Below are 17,459 nucleotides of genomic sequence, written 5' to 3'. Positions count from 1 at the left end.
TGCATTGACGCCATGTTGAAATTCAATCTGCGGTGATGCTTTGCTTAATCACTATTATCATAATGCCATACAGAGACGTTGATATAGCGCAATAAATGACGTGCGGCCGCCACCTCCTTTTTCTTGTGCTATGAATAACAGGATAAAAGCGTGCGGCCTGATGAAGACAATTTTTCATGCGGCGACATGTCGCGACTTCACGATAAAAACGATGCGCCTCTCTTTCGATCATGGAACACGCTGTTACGTAGAAAAAATAGAGGTTATGACTCAAAGTACATACAAGATTTGTCTCAATAACGCCCCTGCCGCAGAAAAATCGGGCTAAACATCACGAAGGATAATGCGCTTTTATCACTCTAAAGCGTAACGAAAAACCGTAATTGCAAGGCGTTACGAGAAATAAAGACATCCGTACATCCTCTCTTTTAAATAACGAGACTTGTCCCAAATTTTTAGGCCTGGATAAAAAATCATAGTGGAGAAATAGCGCCAGTAATATGATACTGGCGGCCAACAGGAAAAAATAACAACTCAGGCAATTTCCCACGTCGTTTGCCAAAAGCCTCATTCAATAACAGGGATGTTTAGCGTGCGCTACTTATTAACAATGCTAATTTTGACGTTTAGCGTTTCACTGAATGCTGCGGTTAAGGAGCTTAATTTACTGGTTCGCACCGATATAGTTGTGCCTGATGTAGTAATGAATAGCGAGCGTAACACGCTCTCTGAGAATGACGTGTTGCGTGTGGGTATTTGGGGCGCCGCACAACCGCCGCTCTATATTGACAATGACCACCACGCTTTCGAAGGGCTTACCGCTGATTATCTCGGTGCGGTGCAGCGCATGTTAAAACTGCGCATGCAGTTAATTTATTTTCCTACGGAAGAGGCGATGGCAGCGGCCCTTGCTGCAGGTACGTTGCATATGGTGGCTATCTATAATCCTGAGACGTTAATGCTCACGCCGCCGCTTATTCGCACAACGCCCTATCTGCTGGACAGCTCGGTCATTCTGCAGAATACAAAAAACAATAATGATAAAAGCCTGACAGGAAAAATTATTGCCTGGGCGGGCCCGCAACGTATTGGCCTCAAGCTGCAGCAGGATTATCCTGAGGCTATTTTACAGCACCATCAAACCTATGCCAAAGCGCTGGCGGCCACGGCGTTTCGACAGGCTGATGCCACATGGGGAAACGCCTCAACGCAGGAATATCTGCTGCGGTACGGCTACAGCAACGAACTGACAATGTCACCCAGTCGCGCCCTTTCCAACCTCAATATCTCTTTTGGCGTCAGTCCTCGCTATCCGGAATTAGCCGAAGCGCTCAATATGGCGCTGCGCATGATTCCTCTCGCAGGGCGCCTGCGCATTGCCAATCGCTGGCAATTACAAAGCCACTACGTCATGAAAAACAATCCATTAGCGCTGACACCGCAGGAGGACAACTGGCTGCGTCTTCACCCCTTTATTCCGATTGATATCGCGGCTAACGGCGCACCGCTATTTTTCCGCGACGAAAGCGGCACGTGGCAAGGCATCGCCAAAGAGATCGTTGATTTAATCTCGGGCCGTGCAGGCGTGCTGTTTGAACCGGTGACGCCAGGCCAGCATGCGTCTGTCGACAGTACAAAAGTCCATTTTTCACCTGCCGTGCTGCTTGATGAACAGCAGCGAGCGCAACACCTGTTTTCACGGCCTTATCTTATTTCACCCTGGGTCCTGGTGCAGGCCGTCGATACCGCCAATATCCTTGAAATGGCCGGTAAAAAAAATCGCCGGGTATTCTCGTTAGAAGAGAGTCGCCTGAAGGCGTACATGGCTGAAACCTGGCCTGATATAACGCTGCAAACTCAGCTTTCACCCCAGGAGGCGCTGCTTCAGTTACTGAGTGGAAAAGCAGATGGCGTAATTATCCCCAAAGTGCATGCCGACTTTCTGCTGCGCAACTATTACCGGGATCGATTACGCATTATTCAAGTGGTTGGCGACCAGCCCGCCAAAATAGGCATGGCGGTGGATAAAGCCAATGCGCCGCTGATTGAGATCATCAATAAGGCGCTGCTTGATATTCCACCGGAAACACTGGAGCCGTTAATTTCACGCTGGCATAACCTGCCGCAGGTCAACCGCACCATCTCCTGGCATGACTATAAAGATGTGGTGCTGAAGATTGTGGCGCTGGCCAGCATCATCATTCTTATCTGCTTAATCTGGAATCGCCATTTGCAGCGGGTTATTCGCCAGCGCACCGAGGCGCAGCATGCCCTGAAGGACCAGCTCACCTTCACCAACACGCTGTTTAACGAATCGCCGGTGGTGATGTACGTCAGGGATCGTCAGGCCAGGCTGATGCATTGCAACACCGCCTATCTCGATTTTCTTGAGGTCAGCCTGGAGGAAGTCGTTGGCAAAGGCACCGATGTGTATCGCCATCTGCTGGACGACGCGTGCCTGCAACTGCTGGAGGCGGAGCACTACACCACGCTGCGCCAGGGCACCGCCTCAATGCGCGATGTGAAGATGCAGTTTCGTGGCAAAACGGTGCATGTTTTCCACTGGGCGCTGCCGTTTCGCGATCGACTGGGCGCAGTGGTTGGGGTTATTGGCGGCTGGCTTGATGTCACTGAACGCCATGAATTACTGCTGGCATTAAGCACCGCCAAAGAGGATGCCGATGCCGCCAACCGTTCCAAAAGCCAGTTTCTGGCCAGCATGAGCCACGAGATCCGTACGCCACTGCACGCCATTATCGGTCTGCTGGAGATGGAAACCCGTCAGAAACCGGCGCGTGAAATCAGCAATAACGTGCTGGTTGCCTATGAATCTGCCAATGCATTGCTGTCGCTGATTGGCGATATTCTCGATTTGTCGCGCATTGAGTCAGGCATCCATCAGCCAAAGCCCGAACCCTGCCTGCTGGCGCAGCGTGTTGAGCAGGTCATAAACCTGTTTCGCAACAAGGCAGAGAGTAAAAACATCGAGCTGCGCCATGAAATCGATATTACCTATCCTTGCGTGCTGCTTGACGCCATGATGTTCAACCAAATTTTTTCTAATCTGCTCAGCAATGCGATCAAATTCACCGATCGAGGTTATGTCAGCGTGACGCTTTACCAGGGCAGCATCGATATGAACGCACAGCGCGGCGAGTTTGTGCTAGAGATCGAAGACAGCGGCTGTGGTCTTGATGAAGATCAGCAGCAGGCAATTTTTGAGCCCTTTGTACAAACGGGCGATCGCCAGCGCCAGCAGCTTGGCACCGGATTGGGGTTGAGTATTTGTCGCAAGCTGGCCGAACTGATGGGCGGCGAAATTGATGTCGAAAGCCAGCCAGGCGAGGGCGCGGTGTTCCGCTTTCATTTTTATGCGCCGCTGGTCGATGAACAGCAGGTACAGCAACAACAGGCTGAAAACGTTCCCGCTCAGGGGCGACTGCGCATTATGGTGATTGACGATCACGCACCGAACCGCCTGCTGTTGGGCCAGCAGCTGGAATATGCCGGCCATCAGGCGATGCTGATCGAGAGTGCGATACAGGCACTGGTTATCTGGCAGCAGGATCCAGACGCCTTTGATCTCATTATCAGCGACTGCAATATGCCCGACATGGATGGCTTTACGTTTGCGCGCCAGCTGCGTGCGCTGGAGCAACAGATACAGCGTCCGCGGATGTTGATTTTTGGGCTTACCGCTTCCGCTGAGCGCTCTATCATTCAGCGCTGTCTGGATGCGGGCATGGATGATTGTCTGTTTAAGCCGCTTAGCGTCGATACGCTGACGCGTCATCTCAGCAACACCACGCGCCATCTTTCTCCGCCTGCGCCTGCAACAGCGCAACAGCGTCCGCAGAGCGCCCTGCCAGCGCCCTGCCCGTTGTTGCAGGAGCTGGCCGAACGCGATATGGCTGGCTGCTTCGCCTTTATTGACAGCATTATTGTCAGCAACGATGAGATTTTGGCGGAAATCAATGCGGCACACGACAGCGCACAGCTGTCGCAACTGGGTCACAAAATGAAAGGAGGTGCGCGTTTAATCAATGCCACCGACGTTGAACGGCTGGCTAAACAGCTGGAAGATAAACCACCAGCAGAAGCCGTAATGGCGATTAAATCCGGTTTGGCACACGCGATTGCAGAGCTTGAAAAGGTGCTGTTAGCATTCAAAAATAGCCTGAAACACTAGCATCATCGCCTGAATTATATTTTACGGTCCAATCAAGACGGTTCCTGGATAACTTTACGCACTGGATTATCATAATGAACATCTAATTAATTAATGATATTAGCTGCCGCTTTATTAATATTTAAAGGTCACGTTATGCATAATGCGAAAATTATCATTGTCGACGAACATAAGATTGTTTCATCCGGAATTCAATCACTGCTATTAATGAACGGCTTTTGTCATATCTCAGTTGCAAATACGATCAGGGACGCTATTGATGCAATATTAGTCCGACACTATGACATCATGATTTTTGATCCTGAATTTGCCGACAACAGCGGTATCGGCTTCTTACGCGATCTGGTCAGAAGCAAAGCCAACCTGAAGACAATCATCATCAGCGAAAGCAAAAACAACCATTTAATCATGCAGTCGATTAGCATTGGTACTAATGGATACGTCTCAAAAAAAGAAAATGTCAGCACACTCATTTCAGCCATCGGCTGTGTCTATAACAGCGTCGATTATTTACCCGGCGAACTGGTGCGCCGTTCGCACGATTATTGCGATGAACAGCGTAGGCTGGCGCTGCTGACTGAGCGTGAAATGCTGATCCTGAAAAAACTGGCGAAAGGAAAGTCAAATAAGTTGATTGCCGACGAGCTGGGACTGAATAATAAAACCGTCAGCACCTACAAAACCAAAATATTTCAGAAGCTCGACGTTAATAATATTGTTGATGTTGTCGAAATGGCAAAACGTAACGCCGTTGCCTAAAACGTTACACGTTTCCATACGCCTTACATTGCGTTCTCGTTATGTAAAATGTAGAGCCATATACTGGCCACTATTGCGTTGCCGTTGCAAAGTTTACAGGTCACTTTCCGTTACTGCGCGAGGTACCCCCCACCTCGTGTGCCGCCTGTAAACTTTGCTTTTTTTTATGATGCCCTTCACAGCCTGTCGGCAAACATTTTCACTTCACGATGACACTCGCTACAGTCAACTCATCCGACCACTATCGAAGATACTGCGATGACGCCGCTGCCAACACCTTCACTCTTTGCCCCGCTGGATTTGGGTTTTACTCGTTTAAAAAATCGCGTGCTGATGGGATCGATGCACACCGGCCTGGAAGAACATCCTGGCGGCACCGAGCGGCTGGCCGCCTTCTATGCTGAACGCGCCCGTGCTGACGTAGCGTTGATTGTTACCGGCGGTATCGCTCCCAATGCGCAAGGCGTGGTTGCCAGGGGCGGCGCGGTGCTGGATCGAACAGAACAGTGTCCGCAACATCGGATAGTGACCGATGCAGTGCATGAGGCTGGCGGCAAAATTGCGCTGCAAATCCTTCATGCCGGCCGATACAGCTATCAACGCGATCTGGTCGCGCCCTCAGCGCTTCAGGCGCCGATCAATCCGTTTATGCCGCAGGCGATGGATGAGCAACAGATTCTGCGCACCATTGCTGATTTTGCACGCTGTGCGCAACTGGCACAGGCCGCGGGCTATGATGGCGTCGAGATCATGGGTTCAGAAGGCTATCTGATTAACCAGTTCCTCGCCTCACGCACCAATCAGCGGCAGGACAACTGGGGTGGCAGCAGCGAAAATCGTCAGCGTTTTGCCATCGCCATTGTTAAGGCGGTACGGGCGGCGGTGGGCCGCGATTTTATTATTATTTACCGCCTGTCGATGCTTGATCTGGTGGAAGGCGGCAATACCTTTGATGAAACCATTATGCTGGCAAAAGCGATTGAACAGGCGGGGGCCACGCTGATCAATAGCGGCATCGGCTGGCATGAAGCGCGCATTCCTACTATTGCCACCGCCGTTCCGCGTGGCGCATTTGGCTGGGTAACGCAACAATTACGCCAGCATGTCTCGCTGCCGCTGATCGCCACCAACCGCATTAATCATCCCGCCACCGCGCAGCAATTACTGGATGAAGGCTGTGCCGATATGATCTCCATGGCGCGACCTTTTTTGGCGGACGCTGAATGGGTACGCAAAGCGGCCACGCAGCGGGAAGATGAGATTAACAGCTGCATCGGCTGCAATCAGGCGTGCCTCGATCAGATCTTTGCCGGGCAGATTACCTCCTGCCTGGTCAATCCACGTGCCTGCCATGAAACGCTGATGCCCATTGCGTCGGCACCGCATATCAAGCAGCTCGCGGTGGTGGGTGCCGGGCCGGCAGGCATGGCATTTGCCCTCAATGCCGCACAGCGCGGGCATCGGGTAACCTTATTCGACGCGGCAATAGCCATCGGCGGGCAATTCGCTATCGCCCAACAGATTCCGGGTAAAAGCGAGTTTGCTGAAACGCTGCGCTATTTTGATCGTCAGTTAACACTGGCGGGCGTGACGCGGCAGCTGGGACGCAGGGTCGATGCGGCGGCGCTCACGGCGTTTGATGAGGTGATTCTGGCCACCGGCATTACGCCGCGCCAGCCTGAAATTAACGGTATCGATCACCCTTCGGTGCTGAGTTATTTGCAGGTATTGCGTGATAAGCATCCGGTAGGTCGCCGCGTCGCCATTATTGGTGCCGGCGGCATCGGTTTCGACAGCGCCATGTACTTAAGCCAGCCGCCCGCGGCTGGTGACGCTATCGGGGCTTTTTGTCAGGAATGGGGTATCGATCGCACCCTGCAGCAGCCAGGCGGCGTGGTGCCGCCACAGCCGGAGAAGAGCCCGCGTGACATCTGGCTGCTTCAGCGCAAACCGGGTAAGCCCGGCGGCAGCCTCGGCAAGACCACCGGCTGGATCCATCGCAGCAGTCTGTTAGCGCGCGGGGTCAACATGTGGGGGAACGTGCAGTATCAGCGGATTGACGACAACGGCCTGCACATCTTACGTGATGGCGAGCCGCTGACGCTGGCGGTGGATAATGTGATTATCTGCGCCGGTCAGGAGCCAAATCGTCAGCTTGTCGCTGCGCTGACCTCACTCGGCAAACCGCTGCATCTGATTGGCGGCGCCGACGTGGCGCTGGAGCTGGATGCCCGACGCGCTATCGCCCAGGCAACCGAACTGGCGCTGGTTATCTGAGGATTAGCGCAGTTTTACCGCACGCAGTACCACAAACTTAGCGCTGGAGGCCACCAGCGTGCAGTTGCCGAAAATCTTTTTCAGCTTGCGATGGTAATCAAGATGGCGATTGCCCACGATGCGCAGCTCGCCGCCATACTGCAGGCAGCGGCGGGCATCATGGAACATCTGCCAGGCGATCTCATCGGTTAACGCATGCTGCTGATGGAATGGCGGATTACACAGCACCGCGTGCAGCCGGTCAGCAGGAAAGCCGCTTAAGCCATTGTTAACGCTGAAGTGGGAGCGCGCCAGATCCTGCGGGCGATTTACCTCAACGTTCAGCTGGCTTGATGCCACTGCCATCCAGGATTCATCGACAAAATGCACATCCGCCAGCGGATTCTTCTCCAGCGCCATCAGGCCAATGATGCCGTTACCGCAGCCGAGGTCAGCAATTTCACCGTCAATGTGACCAGGCAGATGCTGCATAAACAGCCGTGCGCCGATATCGAGTCCGTTGCGGGAAAAGACATTCGCGTGATTGTGGATCTGATAATCGGTACCTTCCAGCGGCCAAACGCGGGTCGGCACCGGCTTGCCGACCGCAGGCGCGGTGAAGCGGCAGAACACCAGACGGGCTTTTTTCCACGCCAGTGAGGTTTTGGTTTCGCCCAGCATACGTTCGAACAGCTGCAGCGTAGAGGTGTGGATCTCTTTGGCGCGGGCAGCAGCGATGATCAGCGTATCGGCAGAGACCACTTCACGCAGCGCGCGCAGTTGGTGCTCCAACAGCGCCACGGTTTTCGGGATTTTAATCAGCACGCAGGCCGGATTGGCTGGCAGCGGCGACATGCTGTCGAGAAAAGTGACCGCGCTGTCATCGAGACCGTTCAGACGCAGGTTTTGCCTGGTCGCCTGCTGGCTAAGCCATGAGTCGCTTACGCTGACCACTTCACGCGGATTCAACGCCGCGGCCAGCGTGCCGAAGGTGTCATTGAATACGATCACCGGCCCTTCCGGCAACGCCTGCTGGAGCAGGTATTCATCAGCGGCATCCCAGGCTTGCAGCGGGTTCTCTTCGTTTACTTGTGGAAAGCGATGCAGCGTCAGCGTGCGGTCGCCCAGTTCTAATTGGCTCATTGATTCTCCGGCGTGGTACTCTTTGCGCGTTTTTCGCCCTGAAAGCGGGGGCGCAGTATATACCCAAATCCGGCCGGGTGGCAGTAAAGCGCACGACCGGATGTATTCAGGACCAACGATGTCATCACTTATCTATCTTCAGGGCTATCCCGAATCGGTGTTGCAGCAGGTGCAACAGCTGATCGACAAACAGCAGCTGGCCCGAGTGCTGCAACAGCGCTATCCCGACGGGCATACGATTAACAGCGATAAAGCGCTGTATGACTTCACCCAGGATATCCGCCAGCGTTACCTGCGGAATGCGCAGCCGCTGAGCAAGGTGCTGTATGACAGCAAAATCCGCGTCATGAAACATGCGCTCGGCCTGCATACCGCGATTTCGCGCGTGCAGGGCGGCAAAATGAAGGCCAAGGCGGAGATCCGCGTAGCGACGCTGTTTCGCCAGGCACCGGAACCCTTTTTGCGCATGATCGTGGTGCATGAGCTGGCACACCTGCGCGAAAAAGATCACAACAAGGCGTTTTACCAGCTCTGCTGCCACATGGAGCCGAACTACCACCAGTTTGAGTTCGATACCCGCCTGTGGCTGACGCAACAGCATCTCGAAGGGCGCGAGGGTTAAAGAAACTCTTTGGCTTTCTGAATCAGGCTGGTCTTTGTGAGCGCGCCCAGAAACAGACGATCCTGCGGATTACTCAGCACCGGCAGACGCTCCAGCGTGACGCGGGCAAACGCCTCCCAGCCTTCACGCACGCTCTGATTCTGATAGACGCAGGGAAAATTATCGTCCATCACCGTCAGCACCGGCGACTCCAGCGTAATCTCCTGATCGAGAATTTTTCGCGAAATATCGTGAATCGATACCACGCCAAGAAACTGCTGGCGATCGTTGATCACGTAAACAAAACGTTCGCGTTTCAGTGAGCTGACCGCTAAAGCCTGACCCACCGATTCATGGGGCTGTAGCGCGGCACCGGGAATAATCAGCTGTGAAATAACGCTGTTATCAAAATCGAATTTGGCATCGGCGCGGTTGAGATGGCGGCCTACCACCGGATAGGTGCTGGCGGCATGCAGCTGATAAACCACCATAGTCGCCAGCACGGTGGCGATCATTACCGGAAAAAGCAGGCTGCTGTTGAGCGTCATTTCCAGCACCATCAACATCGCCATCAGCGGAGCCTGGCTAACCGCCGCCAGCACCGCGGCCATGCCAATCGCCGCATAAATTAATGGATTCTCTATCGGCAACCCCAGTTGTCTGGCAACGGTGGCCAGCGCCACGCCGAGCAGTGCGCCAATCAGCAGCGACGGCGTGAACAAACCACCCACTGCGTTGGACCCTACCGACAATGCGGTAGCGGCCATTTTCAGCACCAGCAGCAGCAGGATGCCCGGCAGCAGATAGTGCCCCGCCATCAACTGCACGATAATTTCATAGCCGTTGCCGAGAATATCGGTCGTCGCAATCGCCAGTAAGCCCACCGCCACGCCACCCAATCCCAGCCGCAACGGCAGCGCACGAATGTGCGAGAACAGCTTTTTCGAGCGGGCAATCAGTGCCAACAACAGCCAGCCTGTGGGTCCGGCCAGCAGTGCGATCAGCACGGTCAGCGTCAGCGAGCTGGGATCCATGGTGAAATTGACCTCGGCCAGCGGATAAAGCGCTGAGCGAAAGCCCAGCGACCACATGGTCATCACCGCGGTCGCCGCAGCGATAATCAGCGGTATCAGCCGCTGCAGTGCAGAGATACCGAAGGCGATTTCAGCAACAAAAATCGCCGAAGCGAGCGGTGCGTGATAGACCGACGCCAGCCCCGCCGCCGCCGCCATCGCGACCACATCGCTGTTACGCAACGCCAGCGAGGCGGGAATACAGCGGCCCAGCAGGCTGCCGCACAGCGCCGAGAGCTGCACCATCGGCCCCTCTTTACCGATCGACGCGCCGCTGCCAATACTGGCAATCGACGAAAGCGCACGAAACAGTGAGGTTTTTCCCGGCACTGCATCCAGCCGGGCGTTGATCACTTCAAGATAATCAGTATTGACCGTTTCGCGCTTTTCAATGTCTACCGCAAAGCGCAGAAACCAGCCGGCGATCAGGCCACCACCGCCGACAATCAATGGCCAGACGTACCACGGCCACACCCGCATCGCCTGGGTAATTTCATCGCCCGAGTTAAACAGCAGCTGATTGATTAATTCGATCAGGCCGCGAAAGGCCAGCGTCACCAGCGAGGCGGCACAGCCAACCGGTATCGCCACCAGCACCGCCGCCCAGCTCAGAACATGCTTATTACTGCTCACCTGTCATCCTTTCGTCTGTCCGTAATGGGTCATCATATTGGAATGCGGATCGCACTATCAAATGCGCGTCGCGGCTGCACATTGCGCCGGTCATTGTGCGTGTTACCCTGCCGGTTCGACTCACCAAAAGGGAAGATTGCCCGGCTATGATTCGTTTCGCCATTATCGGTACTAACTGGATAACCCGCCAGTTCGTTGACGCCGCCCATGAGAGCGGCCGTATGAAACTGAGCGCGATTTACTCCCGCCAGCTGGAGCAGGCCAGGGCGTTCAACGCGGATTACGACGTCGAGTTGCTGTTCGACTCGCTGGAGGCGCTGGCGCAATCGACTGCCATTGATGCCGTCTATATTGCCAGCCCCAACGCCCTGCACTGCGAGCAGGCATTGCTTTTTCTGCAACACAAAAAACACGTTATCTGCGAAAAGCCGCTCGCCTCACACGACCGCGAAGCTGAAGCGATGATCGCTGCCGCCCGACAGAACCAGGTGGTGCTGTTTGAGGCCTTTAAAACCGCCAGCCTGCCTAACTTTTTGGCGCTGCGCGATGCGCTGCCGAAGGTGGGTAAGATCCGTAAGGTATTGCTGAATTACTGCCAGTATTCATCACGTTATCAGCGCTACCTGGACGGCGAGAATCCCAACACCTTTAATCCTGCCTGGTCAAATGGCTCGATCATGGATATCGGCTATTACTGTCTCGCCACCGCCATCAGCCTGTGGGGCGAGCCGCAACGGGTGCAGGCGCAGGCGTCGCTGCTGCCGAGCGGCGTCGATGCGCACGGCACGGTGGTGATGACGTACGGCGACTTTGAGGTGACGCTGCGCCACTCTAAAGTCAGCAACTCGCACCTCGCCAGCGAAATTCAGGGCGAAGCGGGTACGCTGGTCATTGAGAAAGTGGCGGAGTGCCAGAGCGTGATGTTTTACCCCCGCGAAGGCCAGCGTCAGGATTTCAGCAAACCGCAGCATATCAACACCATGCTGTATGAAGCAGAGCGTTTTGCCACGCTGGTGGCGGCACAACAGGTTGAACATGACGGGCTGGCACTGTCGCTGGCCACCGCGCGTCTGCTTACCGAGATACGTCGGCAGACCGGCGTCTGTTTTCCCGCCGATTCGTCAATTGCGACAAAGGTTGTGTAAATATTTCTAAATATGAATGGCGACCATTGATAAAGGCGCAGCGCTGACATAACTTACGCTGCAGCAAAGGGGAGTAACTTGTCATCCAATGGGCCGTCATTACGGTGCTCTGCACCCGGTCGTTGGGCAACAGGAATAGCGTGCTATTTCGGTTGTGAGTGAGACCTTGCCGAAAGGCGAGGTCTGCTTGAAAAATTTAAGCGGCTGCAGTCTTTCGATAGCAGCCGTTTTTATTTGATACAGGATAAGATTATGAACTCAGTCGGCACACCCCTGTTGTGGGGCAGTTTTGCTGTCGTCGTCATCATCATGCTGGCGATTGACCTTCTTTTGCAGGGACGGCGCGGTGCCCAGACCATGACCTTTAAACAGGCAGCGGTGTGGTCACTGATTTGGGTTTCCGTTTCTCTGCTGTTCAGTGCGGTTTTCTGGTGGTATCTCGACGGCTCTGCTGGTCGCGAAATCGCCAATACGCAAACCCTCGCCTTCCTTACCGGTTACGTGCTGGAAAAATCACTTGCCGTTGATAACGTCTTCGTCTGGCTGATGCTGTTCAGCTACTTTAGCGTGCCGGCCAATCTGCAGCGCCGCGTGCTGATTTACGGCGTGCTGGGCGCTATCGTGCTGCGCACCATCATGATCTTCGCGGGCAGCTGGCTGGTTACGCAGTTCAGCTGGATCCTCTATATCTTCGGCGCATTCCTGCTGTTTACCGGCGTGAAAATGGCGATGGCACACAATGAAGATGCCTCTGCCGTCGGTGATAAACCAGTGGTGCGCTGGCTGCGCAGCCACCTGCGCATGACTGACACGCTGGAAGGTGAAAAATTCTTTACCCGTCGCAACGGCGTGCTGTTTGCCACCCCGCTGCTGCTGGTACTGATCATGGTGGAACTGAGCGACGTTATTTTTGCCGTCGACAGCATTCCCGCTATTTTCGCCGTCACCACCGATCCCTTTATCGTGCTGACCTCGAACCTGTTCGCCATTCTCGGCCTGCGCGCCATGTACTTCCTGCTCGCTAACGTGGCAGAACGCTTCTCAATGCTGAAGTATGGCCTGGCGCTGGTGCTGATTTTTATCGGTATCAAGATGTTAATCGTCGAGTTCTATCACATCCCGATAGCGGTTTCGCTGGGCGTGGTAGGCGGTATTCTGGCGGTAACGTTGCTGATCAATGCCTGGGTAAACCGTAAAAATGACCGCAAAGGGCTAACCAAATAATCTGTTGAAGGGGCGCGCGTCGCCCCTGTTTTATTTTGCCTTGTCCGCGCTTTACCCCGTCATATAGTGTCACGGCGTTTTCACACAGAAGATTGCCGCATCGCCGCACCGTCACCCGACACAATTTATCCTTTCCCTGCTATCGCATTTCCTTATACTTCCCCCGCAAATGCACTGAGCTTCCCACGTTTCTGGCCGGTTAATGCTGAAACGGGGAACCCAAAAACGGTAATCGTGATGAATAAAAAGGAATCCGGGCCGGCTCGTCGTCTGCTGACAATGAGCCTGGTTCAACAAATCGTTATTGGCCTATTTGCCGGTATCATTCTGGCCGGCGTGTCGCGTGACGCAGCGCTGGCAGTGGGCCTGCTGGGCGAACTGTTTGTTAACGCGCTGAAAGCGGTGGCGCCGCTGCTGGTGTTAGTGCTGGTGATCTCATCGATTGCCAACCATCAGCAGGGACAGAAAAGCAACATCAAGCCGATTATCATGCTCTATCTGCTCAGCACCTTTTTTGCTGCGGTGATCGCGGTGACCTTTAGCCATCTGATTCCGCAAACGCTGATTCTGTCGGTGGAAAAAAGCACCATCACGCCGCCTTCCGGCATTACGGAAGTGCTGCGCAGTCTGCTGATGAGCATGGTAGCAAACCCGATTACTGCGCTGATGGAAGCAAACTACATCGGTATTCTGGTCTGGGCGATTGGTCTGGGGCTGGCGTTTCGTCACAGCCGTGAAAGCACCCGCGCCTTTTTAAATGACGCCTCCGATGCGGCTACCTGGCTGGTGCGCTGTGTGATTCGCTGTGCGCCGATCGGTATTTTTGGTCTGGTGGCCTCGGTGCTCGCCTCATCAGGCTTTGGCGCGCTGTGGCAATATGCGCACCTGCTGGCGCTGCTGCTCGGCTGTATGATCTTCATGGCGCTAGTGATTAACCCACTGCTGGTGTTCAGCAAAATTCGCCGTAACCCTTATCCGCTGGTGTTTACCTGTCTGCGCGAAAGCGGCGTCACCGCCTTTTTCACCCGCAGTTCTGCCGCCAATATTCCGGTGAACATGGCGCTGGCAAAACGTCTGGGCCTGGATGAGGACACCTATTCGGTGTCGATTCCGCTGGGCGCGACCATCAGCATGGCAGGTGCGTCAATCACCATCACCGTGCTGACGCTGGCGGCGGTCAATACGCTGGGTATCGCTATCGACGTGCCGACGGCGATTCTGCTGAGCCTGGTGGCATCACTCTGCGCCTGCGGTGCATCTGGCGTGGCCGGGGGTTCGCTGCTGCTGATCCCGGTGGCCTGCAACATGTTTGGCATTCCCAATGACGTGGCGATGCAGGTGGTTGCGGTGGGCTTTGTGATTGGCGTGCTGCAGGATTCCGCGGAAACCGCGTTAAACTCCTCCACGGATATTCTGTTTACCGCCGCCGTCTGTCAGGCGGATGCGGAACGCGCATAAAAAAGGCGGCCAGCAATGGCCGCCTTTTTTTATCATCGTGCTTTACAGCGTTACGCCGCTTTTGAAAATTGCCAGCTCGCGGAAATCATTGATTTCGTTTTTAGCCGGTTCACCATTGGCAATCGCCACGATGGTATCGACAAAATCCTCCAGCATCGCCTCCATGCTCAGACCGTTAATCAAACGACCGGCATCAAAATCGATCCAGTGCGGTTTTTTCTCCGCCAGCGGTGAGTTGGTGGCAATTTTTACTGTCGGCACAAAGCCGCCATAGGGCGTGCCGCGACCGGTGCTGAACAGCACCATATGGCAGCCCGCGCCCGCCAGCGCGCTGGTCGCCACTGCATCATTACCGGGCGCACTGAGCAGATTCAGCCCGTGCTGTTTTAATCGCTCGCCATATTTCAGCACGTCCACCACCTGGCTCTGCCCCGCTTTCTGCGTGCAGCCCAGTGACTTCTCTTCCAGCGTGGTAATGCCGCCCGCTTTGTTGCCCGGCGACGGGTTTTCATAGATAGGCTGCTCATGGGCAATGAAGTAGCGTTTGAAATCGTTAATCATCGCCACGGTTTTTTCAAAGGTCGCCTCATCGCGACAGCGGCTCATCAGAATACGTTCGGCGCCAAACATTTCCGGCACTTCGGTCAGCACGGTGGTGCCGCCGTTGGCGATCATCTGATCGGAGAAACGACCGAGCAGCGGATTGGCCGTAATCCCCGAGAGACCATCGGAGCCGCCGCACTCCAGGCCAAACTTCAGCTCGCTGAGCTTGCCCGCTTCGCGCCGGTCATTACGCATCGCCGCATACAGACGATGCAGCTGTTCCAGCCCCGCTTCCACTTCATCATCCTGCTGCTGGCAGATCATAAAGCTGACGCGCTCGCTGTCATACTCGCCGAGCGTTTGTTGAAACACATCGACCTGATTATTTTCGCACCCCAGGCCAATCACCAGCACCGCGCCAGCATTCGGATGTCGCACCATATTTTGCAGCATGGTACGGGTGTTTTCATGATCCTGGCCGAGCTGAGAGCAGCCAAACGGATGACTGAACAGATAAACGCCATCAATGCCTTCGGCGTCGTGGGTCTCTTTCAGAAACCGCTGCAGGATTTGCCGGGCGATGCCGTTCACGCAGCCAACGGTGGGTAAAATCCACAGCTCGTTGCGAATGCCGACTTCACCGTTCTGGCGGCGATAGAGCTGCACGTCGCGATCCCCTGCCTGCGGCGGCAGCGTCACGAAGTCCGGCTGATACTGATACTCATCAAGATCGCTGAGGTTGGTGCGCGCATTGCTGGAATGAATGATTTCACCGGCGGCAATCGGCTGCGTCGCGTGCGCAATCGGCAGGCCATATTTGATCACCAGCGCATCGGTGGCGATCGGCGTGAGCGCAAACTTATGCCCACGCGCCACCGCCTGCGGCAGGGTCAGCGTGTGGTCGTCGAGCGTAAGCGCTGTGCCTGGGTCGAGATCGCAGAGCGCAACGGCGACATTATCGCGCGGGCTAATTTGGATAACTTGTTGCATAGGGTTTACCTCAGTTGCGCCACGGCGGCACGCATTCCCTGCGTGACAATAGCTTGTAAGTGCTCACTAACGGCTTCTGTTAAGCCTGGCATCTGTGACAGATCGCTGCCCCAGTGCGCCGACTGGCTCAGCACCTGCGCCACCAGAGCCGGTAAATCATCGCCATATTCCGGCCACCACTGAGCAAAGCGCGTCAGCCAGATCTCATCGTCCTGCAACGGATAGTGCTCGCTGTTACGCTGACCACGATAAAAAGCGATCAATGCCGCCAGCGCAAAGGTCAGGCGCACCGGCCAGATACCGTGCTGCTGATGCGAGGCCAGCAACTGCGGCAGTAAACGGGTGCGGAACTTGGTCATGCCATTTAGCGCAATGGCAAGCAGCGCATGCTGAATAAAAGGGTTACGGAAGCGTCGCTGTACCGCATCAGCAAAGGCGTGCAGCTCGTTTTCCGGCAGATTAAGCGTGGGAATAATCTCCTCACGTAACGTGCGATCGACGAAATCCGCTATCTCCGCATCCGCCATCGCTTCACCAACGTGATCCAGCCCGGCCAGAAAGGCGACCGGCACCAGCGCGGTGTGGGCACCATTGAGAATCGCCACCTTCTGCTCTTTCCACGGTTTGATATCGCTGACCAGCCGCACGGACGGCGCTAAATGCGCCAGCTTCAGTTCGTCCGCTACCTGCTGCGGGCCCTGAATCACAAACTGGTAATAGACTTCACCCGCCACCAGATAGCGATCCTGATAGCCCAACTGCTGTTCAAGCGTTGCGGCATCCTGCGGATAACCGGTGACGATGCGATCCACCAGCGTGTTGCAGAAAATATTGTGCTCCCTGACCCACGCGCTGAACGCCTCTGGCAATTGCCATTGCGTTGCGTAACGCAGCACCAGCTCACGTAGCGTGGTGCCATTGTCGTCAATCAGTTCACAGGGCAAAACGATCCAGCCGCGAGCAGCATCGCCAGCAAAATGCTGGAAACGCGCCCACAGCAGCTGCGTCAGCTTGCCAGGAAAGCTGCTGGCGGGACGGTCATCAAGCGTATCCTGCTCAGCAAAGGCGATGCCTGCTTCCGTGGTGTTGGAGAACACAAAACGCATATTGGGATCCTGCGCCAGCGCGATAAAGGCCGCGTACTGCGTGAACGGCTGAATCTCCCGCTTCACCGAGCGAATCAGGCGAGAGGTATTCACCACCTCACCGCGCTCATCAAGGCCGCGGATCAGCGTGGTATACAGGCCATCCTGCTCATTCAGCGTGCGTTCGCCCGCCCGGTTGCGCGGCCTGACCACCACAATGCCCGCATCCAGATCGTGCTGCTCGTTGAGCACGTCGATCTGCCAGTCGATAAAGGCGCGCAAAAAATTGCCCTCACCAAACTGGATAATGCGATCCGTAGGCTGGCGGCCCGGAAAATCGTTACGATTCAGCCTGTTCAT

General features: G+C 55.1%; 11 protein-coding genes. 7 read left to right on the top strand and 4 right to left on the bottom strand.

Annotation, left to right across the window (positions count from 1 at the left end; all coding sequences use genetic code 11):
- Window positions 1-703: 703 nt before the first annotated feature.
- The 3 genes from ACJY2L_RS16475 to ACJY2L_RS16465 all read left to right on the top strand — a co-directional run bounded on the left by ACJY2L_RS16475 (window position 704) and on the right by ACJY2L_RS16465 (window position 7,225).
- Window positions 704-4,189, top strand: coding sequence for an ATP-binding protein (locus ACJY2L_RS16475; RefSeq protein ID WP_439214107.1), 3,486 nt, complete (start codon window positions 704-706; stop codon window positions 4,187-4,189).
- A gap of 135 nt (window positions 4,190-4,324) precedes the next feature.
- A complete protein-coding gene (locus tag ACJY2L_RS16470) occupies window positions 4,325-4,948 on the top strand; it encodes a LuxR C-terminal-related transcriptional regulator (protein WP_439214106.1) in 624 nt (207 codons plus the stop codon).
- A 258-nt stretch (window positions 4,949-5,206) separates the two neighbouring features.
- Window positions 5,207-7,225, top strand: coding sequence for an oxidoreductase (locus tag ACJY2L_RS16465; protein WP_439214105.1), 2,019 nt, complete (start codon window positions 5,207-5,209; stop codon window positions 7,223-7,225).
- Between the two features lie 3 nt (window positions 7,226-7,228).
- Here the strand turns inward: ACJY2L_RS16465 and rlmG are convergent, their stop codons facing one another.
- On the bottom strand, window positions 7,229-8,347 hold the full coding sequence (rlmG, locus tag ACJY2L_RS16460; RefSeq protein ID WP_439214104.1) for a 23S rRNA (guanine(1835)-N(2))-methyltransferase RlmG: 1,119 nt from the start codon (window positions 8,345-8,347) through the stop codon (window positions 7,229-7,231).
- Window positions 8,348-8,465: 118 nt separating this feature from the next.
- Here rlmG and ACJY2L_RS16455 point away from each other — a divergent pair, with 118 nt between their 5' ends.
- Window positions 8,466-8,969: a M48 metallopeptidase family protein gene (locus ACJY2L_RS16455; RefSeq protein ID WP_187488264.1), complete on the top strand. Its 504-nt coding sequence runs from the start codon at window positions 8,466-8,468 to the stop codon at window positions 8,967-8,969.
- On the opposite strand, the gene ACJY2L_RS16450 is transcribed toward ACJY2L_RS16455, so the two are convergent.
- Window positions 8,966-10,654, bottom strand: coding sequence for a chloride channel protein (locus ACJY2L_RS16450; protein WP_209501238.1), 1,689 nt, complete (start codon window positions 10,652-10,654; stop codon window positions 8,966-8,968). The two genes, ACJY2L_RS16455 and ACJY2L_RS16450, sit on opposite strands and share 4 nt — an antisense overlap.
- Window positions 10,655-10,800: 146 nt before the next feature.
- Between ACJY2L_RS16450 and ACJY2L_RS16445 the strand changes: the two genes are divergently transcribed.
- The 3 genes from ACJY2L_RS16445 to sstT all read left to right on the top strand — a co-directional run bounded on the left by ACJY2L_RS16445 (window position 10,801) and on the right by sstT (window position 14,481).
- The gene (locus tag ACJY2L_RS16445; protein ID WP_439214103.1) at window positions 10,801-11,799 is read left to right on the top strand and encodes a Gfo/Idh/MocA family protein; all 999 of its coding nucleotides are present in this window, start codon (window positions 10,801-10,803) and stop codon (window positions 11,797-11,799) included.
- A 252-nt stretch (window positions 11,800-12,051) separates the two neighbouring features.
- Complete coding sequence (locus ACJY2L_RS16440) at window positions 12,052-13,023, top strand: TerC family protein (RefSeq protein WP_067433802.1); 972 nt, start codon at window positions 12,052-12,054, stop codon at window positions 13,021-13,023.
- Window positions 13,024-13,260: 237 nt separating this feature from the next.
- Window positions 13,261-14,481 (top strand): serine/threonine transporter SstT, encoded by a 1,221-nt coding sequence (gene sstT / locus ACJY2L_RS16435; protein ID WP_439214102.1) that lies wholly within the window; start codon window positions 13,261-13,263, stop codon window positions 14,479-14,481.
- 42 nt (window positions 14,482-14,523) lie between these two features.
- On the opposite strand, the gene ACJY2L_RS16430 is transcribed toward sstT, so the two are convergent.
- Complete coding sequence (locus tag ACJY2L_RS16430) at window positions 14,524-16,014, bottom strand: UxaA family hydrolase (protein WP_439214101.1); 1,491 nt, start codon at window positions 16,012-16,014, stop codon at window positions 14,524-14,526.
- A gap of 5 nt (window positions 16,015-16,019) precedes the next feature.
- Entirely contained in the window at window positions 16,020-17,459 is a 1,440-nt protein-coding gene (locus tag ACJY2L_RS16425) for a tagaturonate reductase (RefSeq protein WP_439214100.1), read from the bottom strand.

It is taken from the genome of Duffyella sp. Ts4 (genome assembly GCF_051851875.1).
Taxonomy (GTDB): domain Bacteria; phylum Pseudomonadota; class Gammaproteobacteria; order Enterobacterales; family Enterobacteriaceae; genus Duffyella; species Duffyella gerundensis.
The sequence above is the reverse complement of the archived record's forward strand: the minus strand, read 5'-3'. Positions and strand labels throughout refer to the sequence as shown.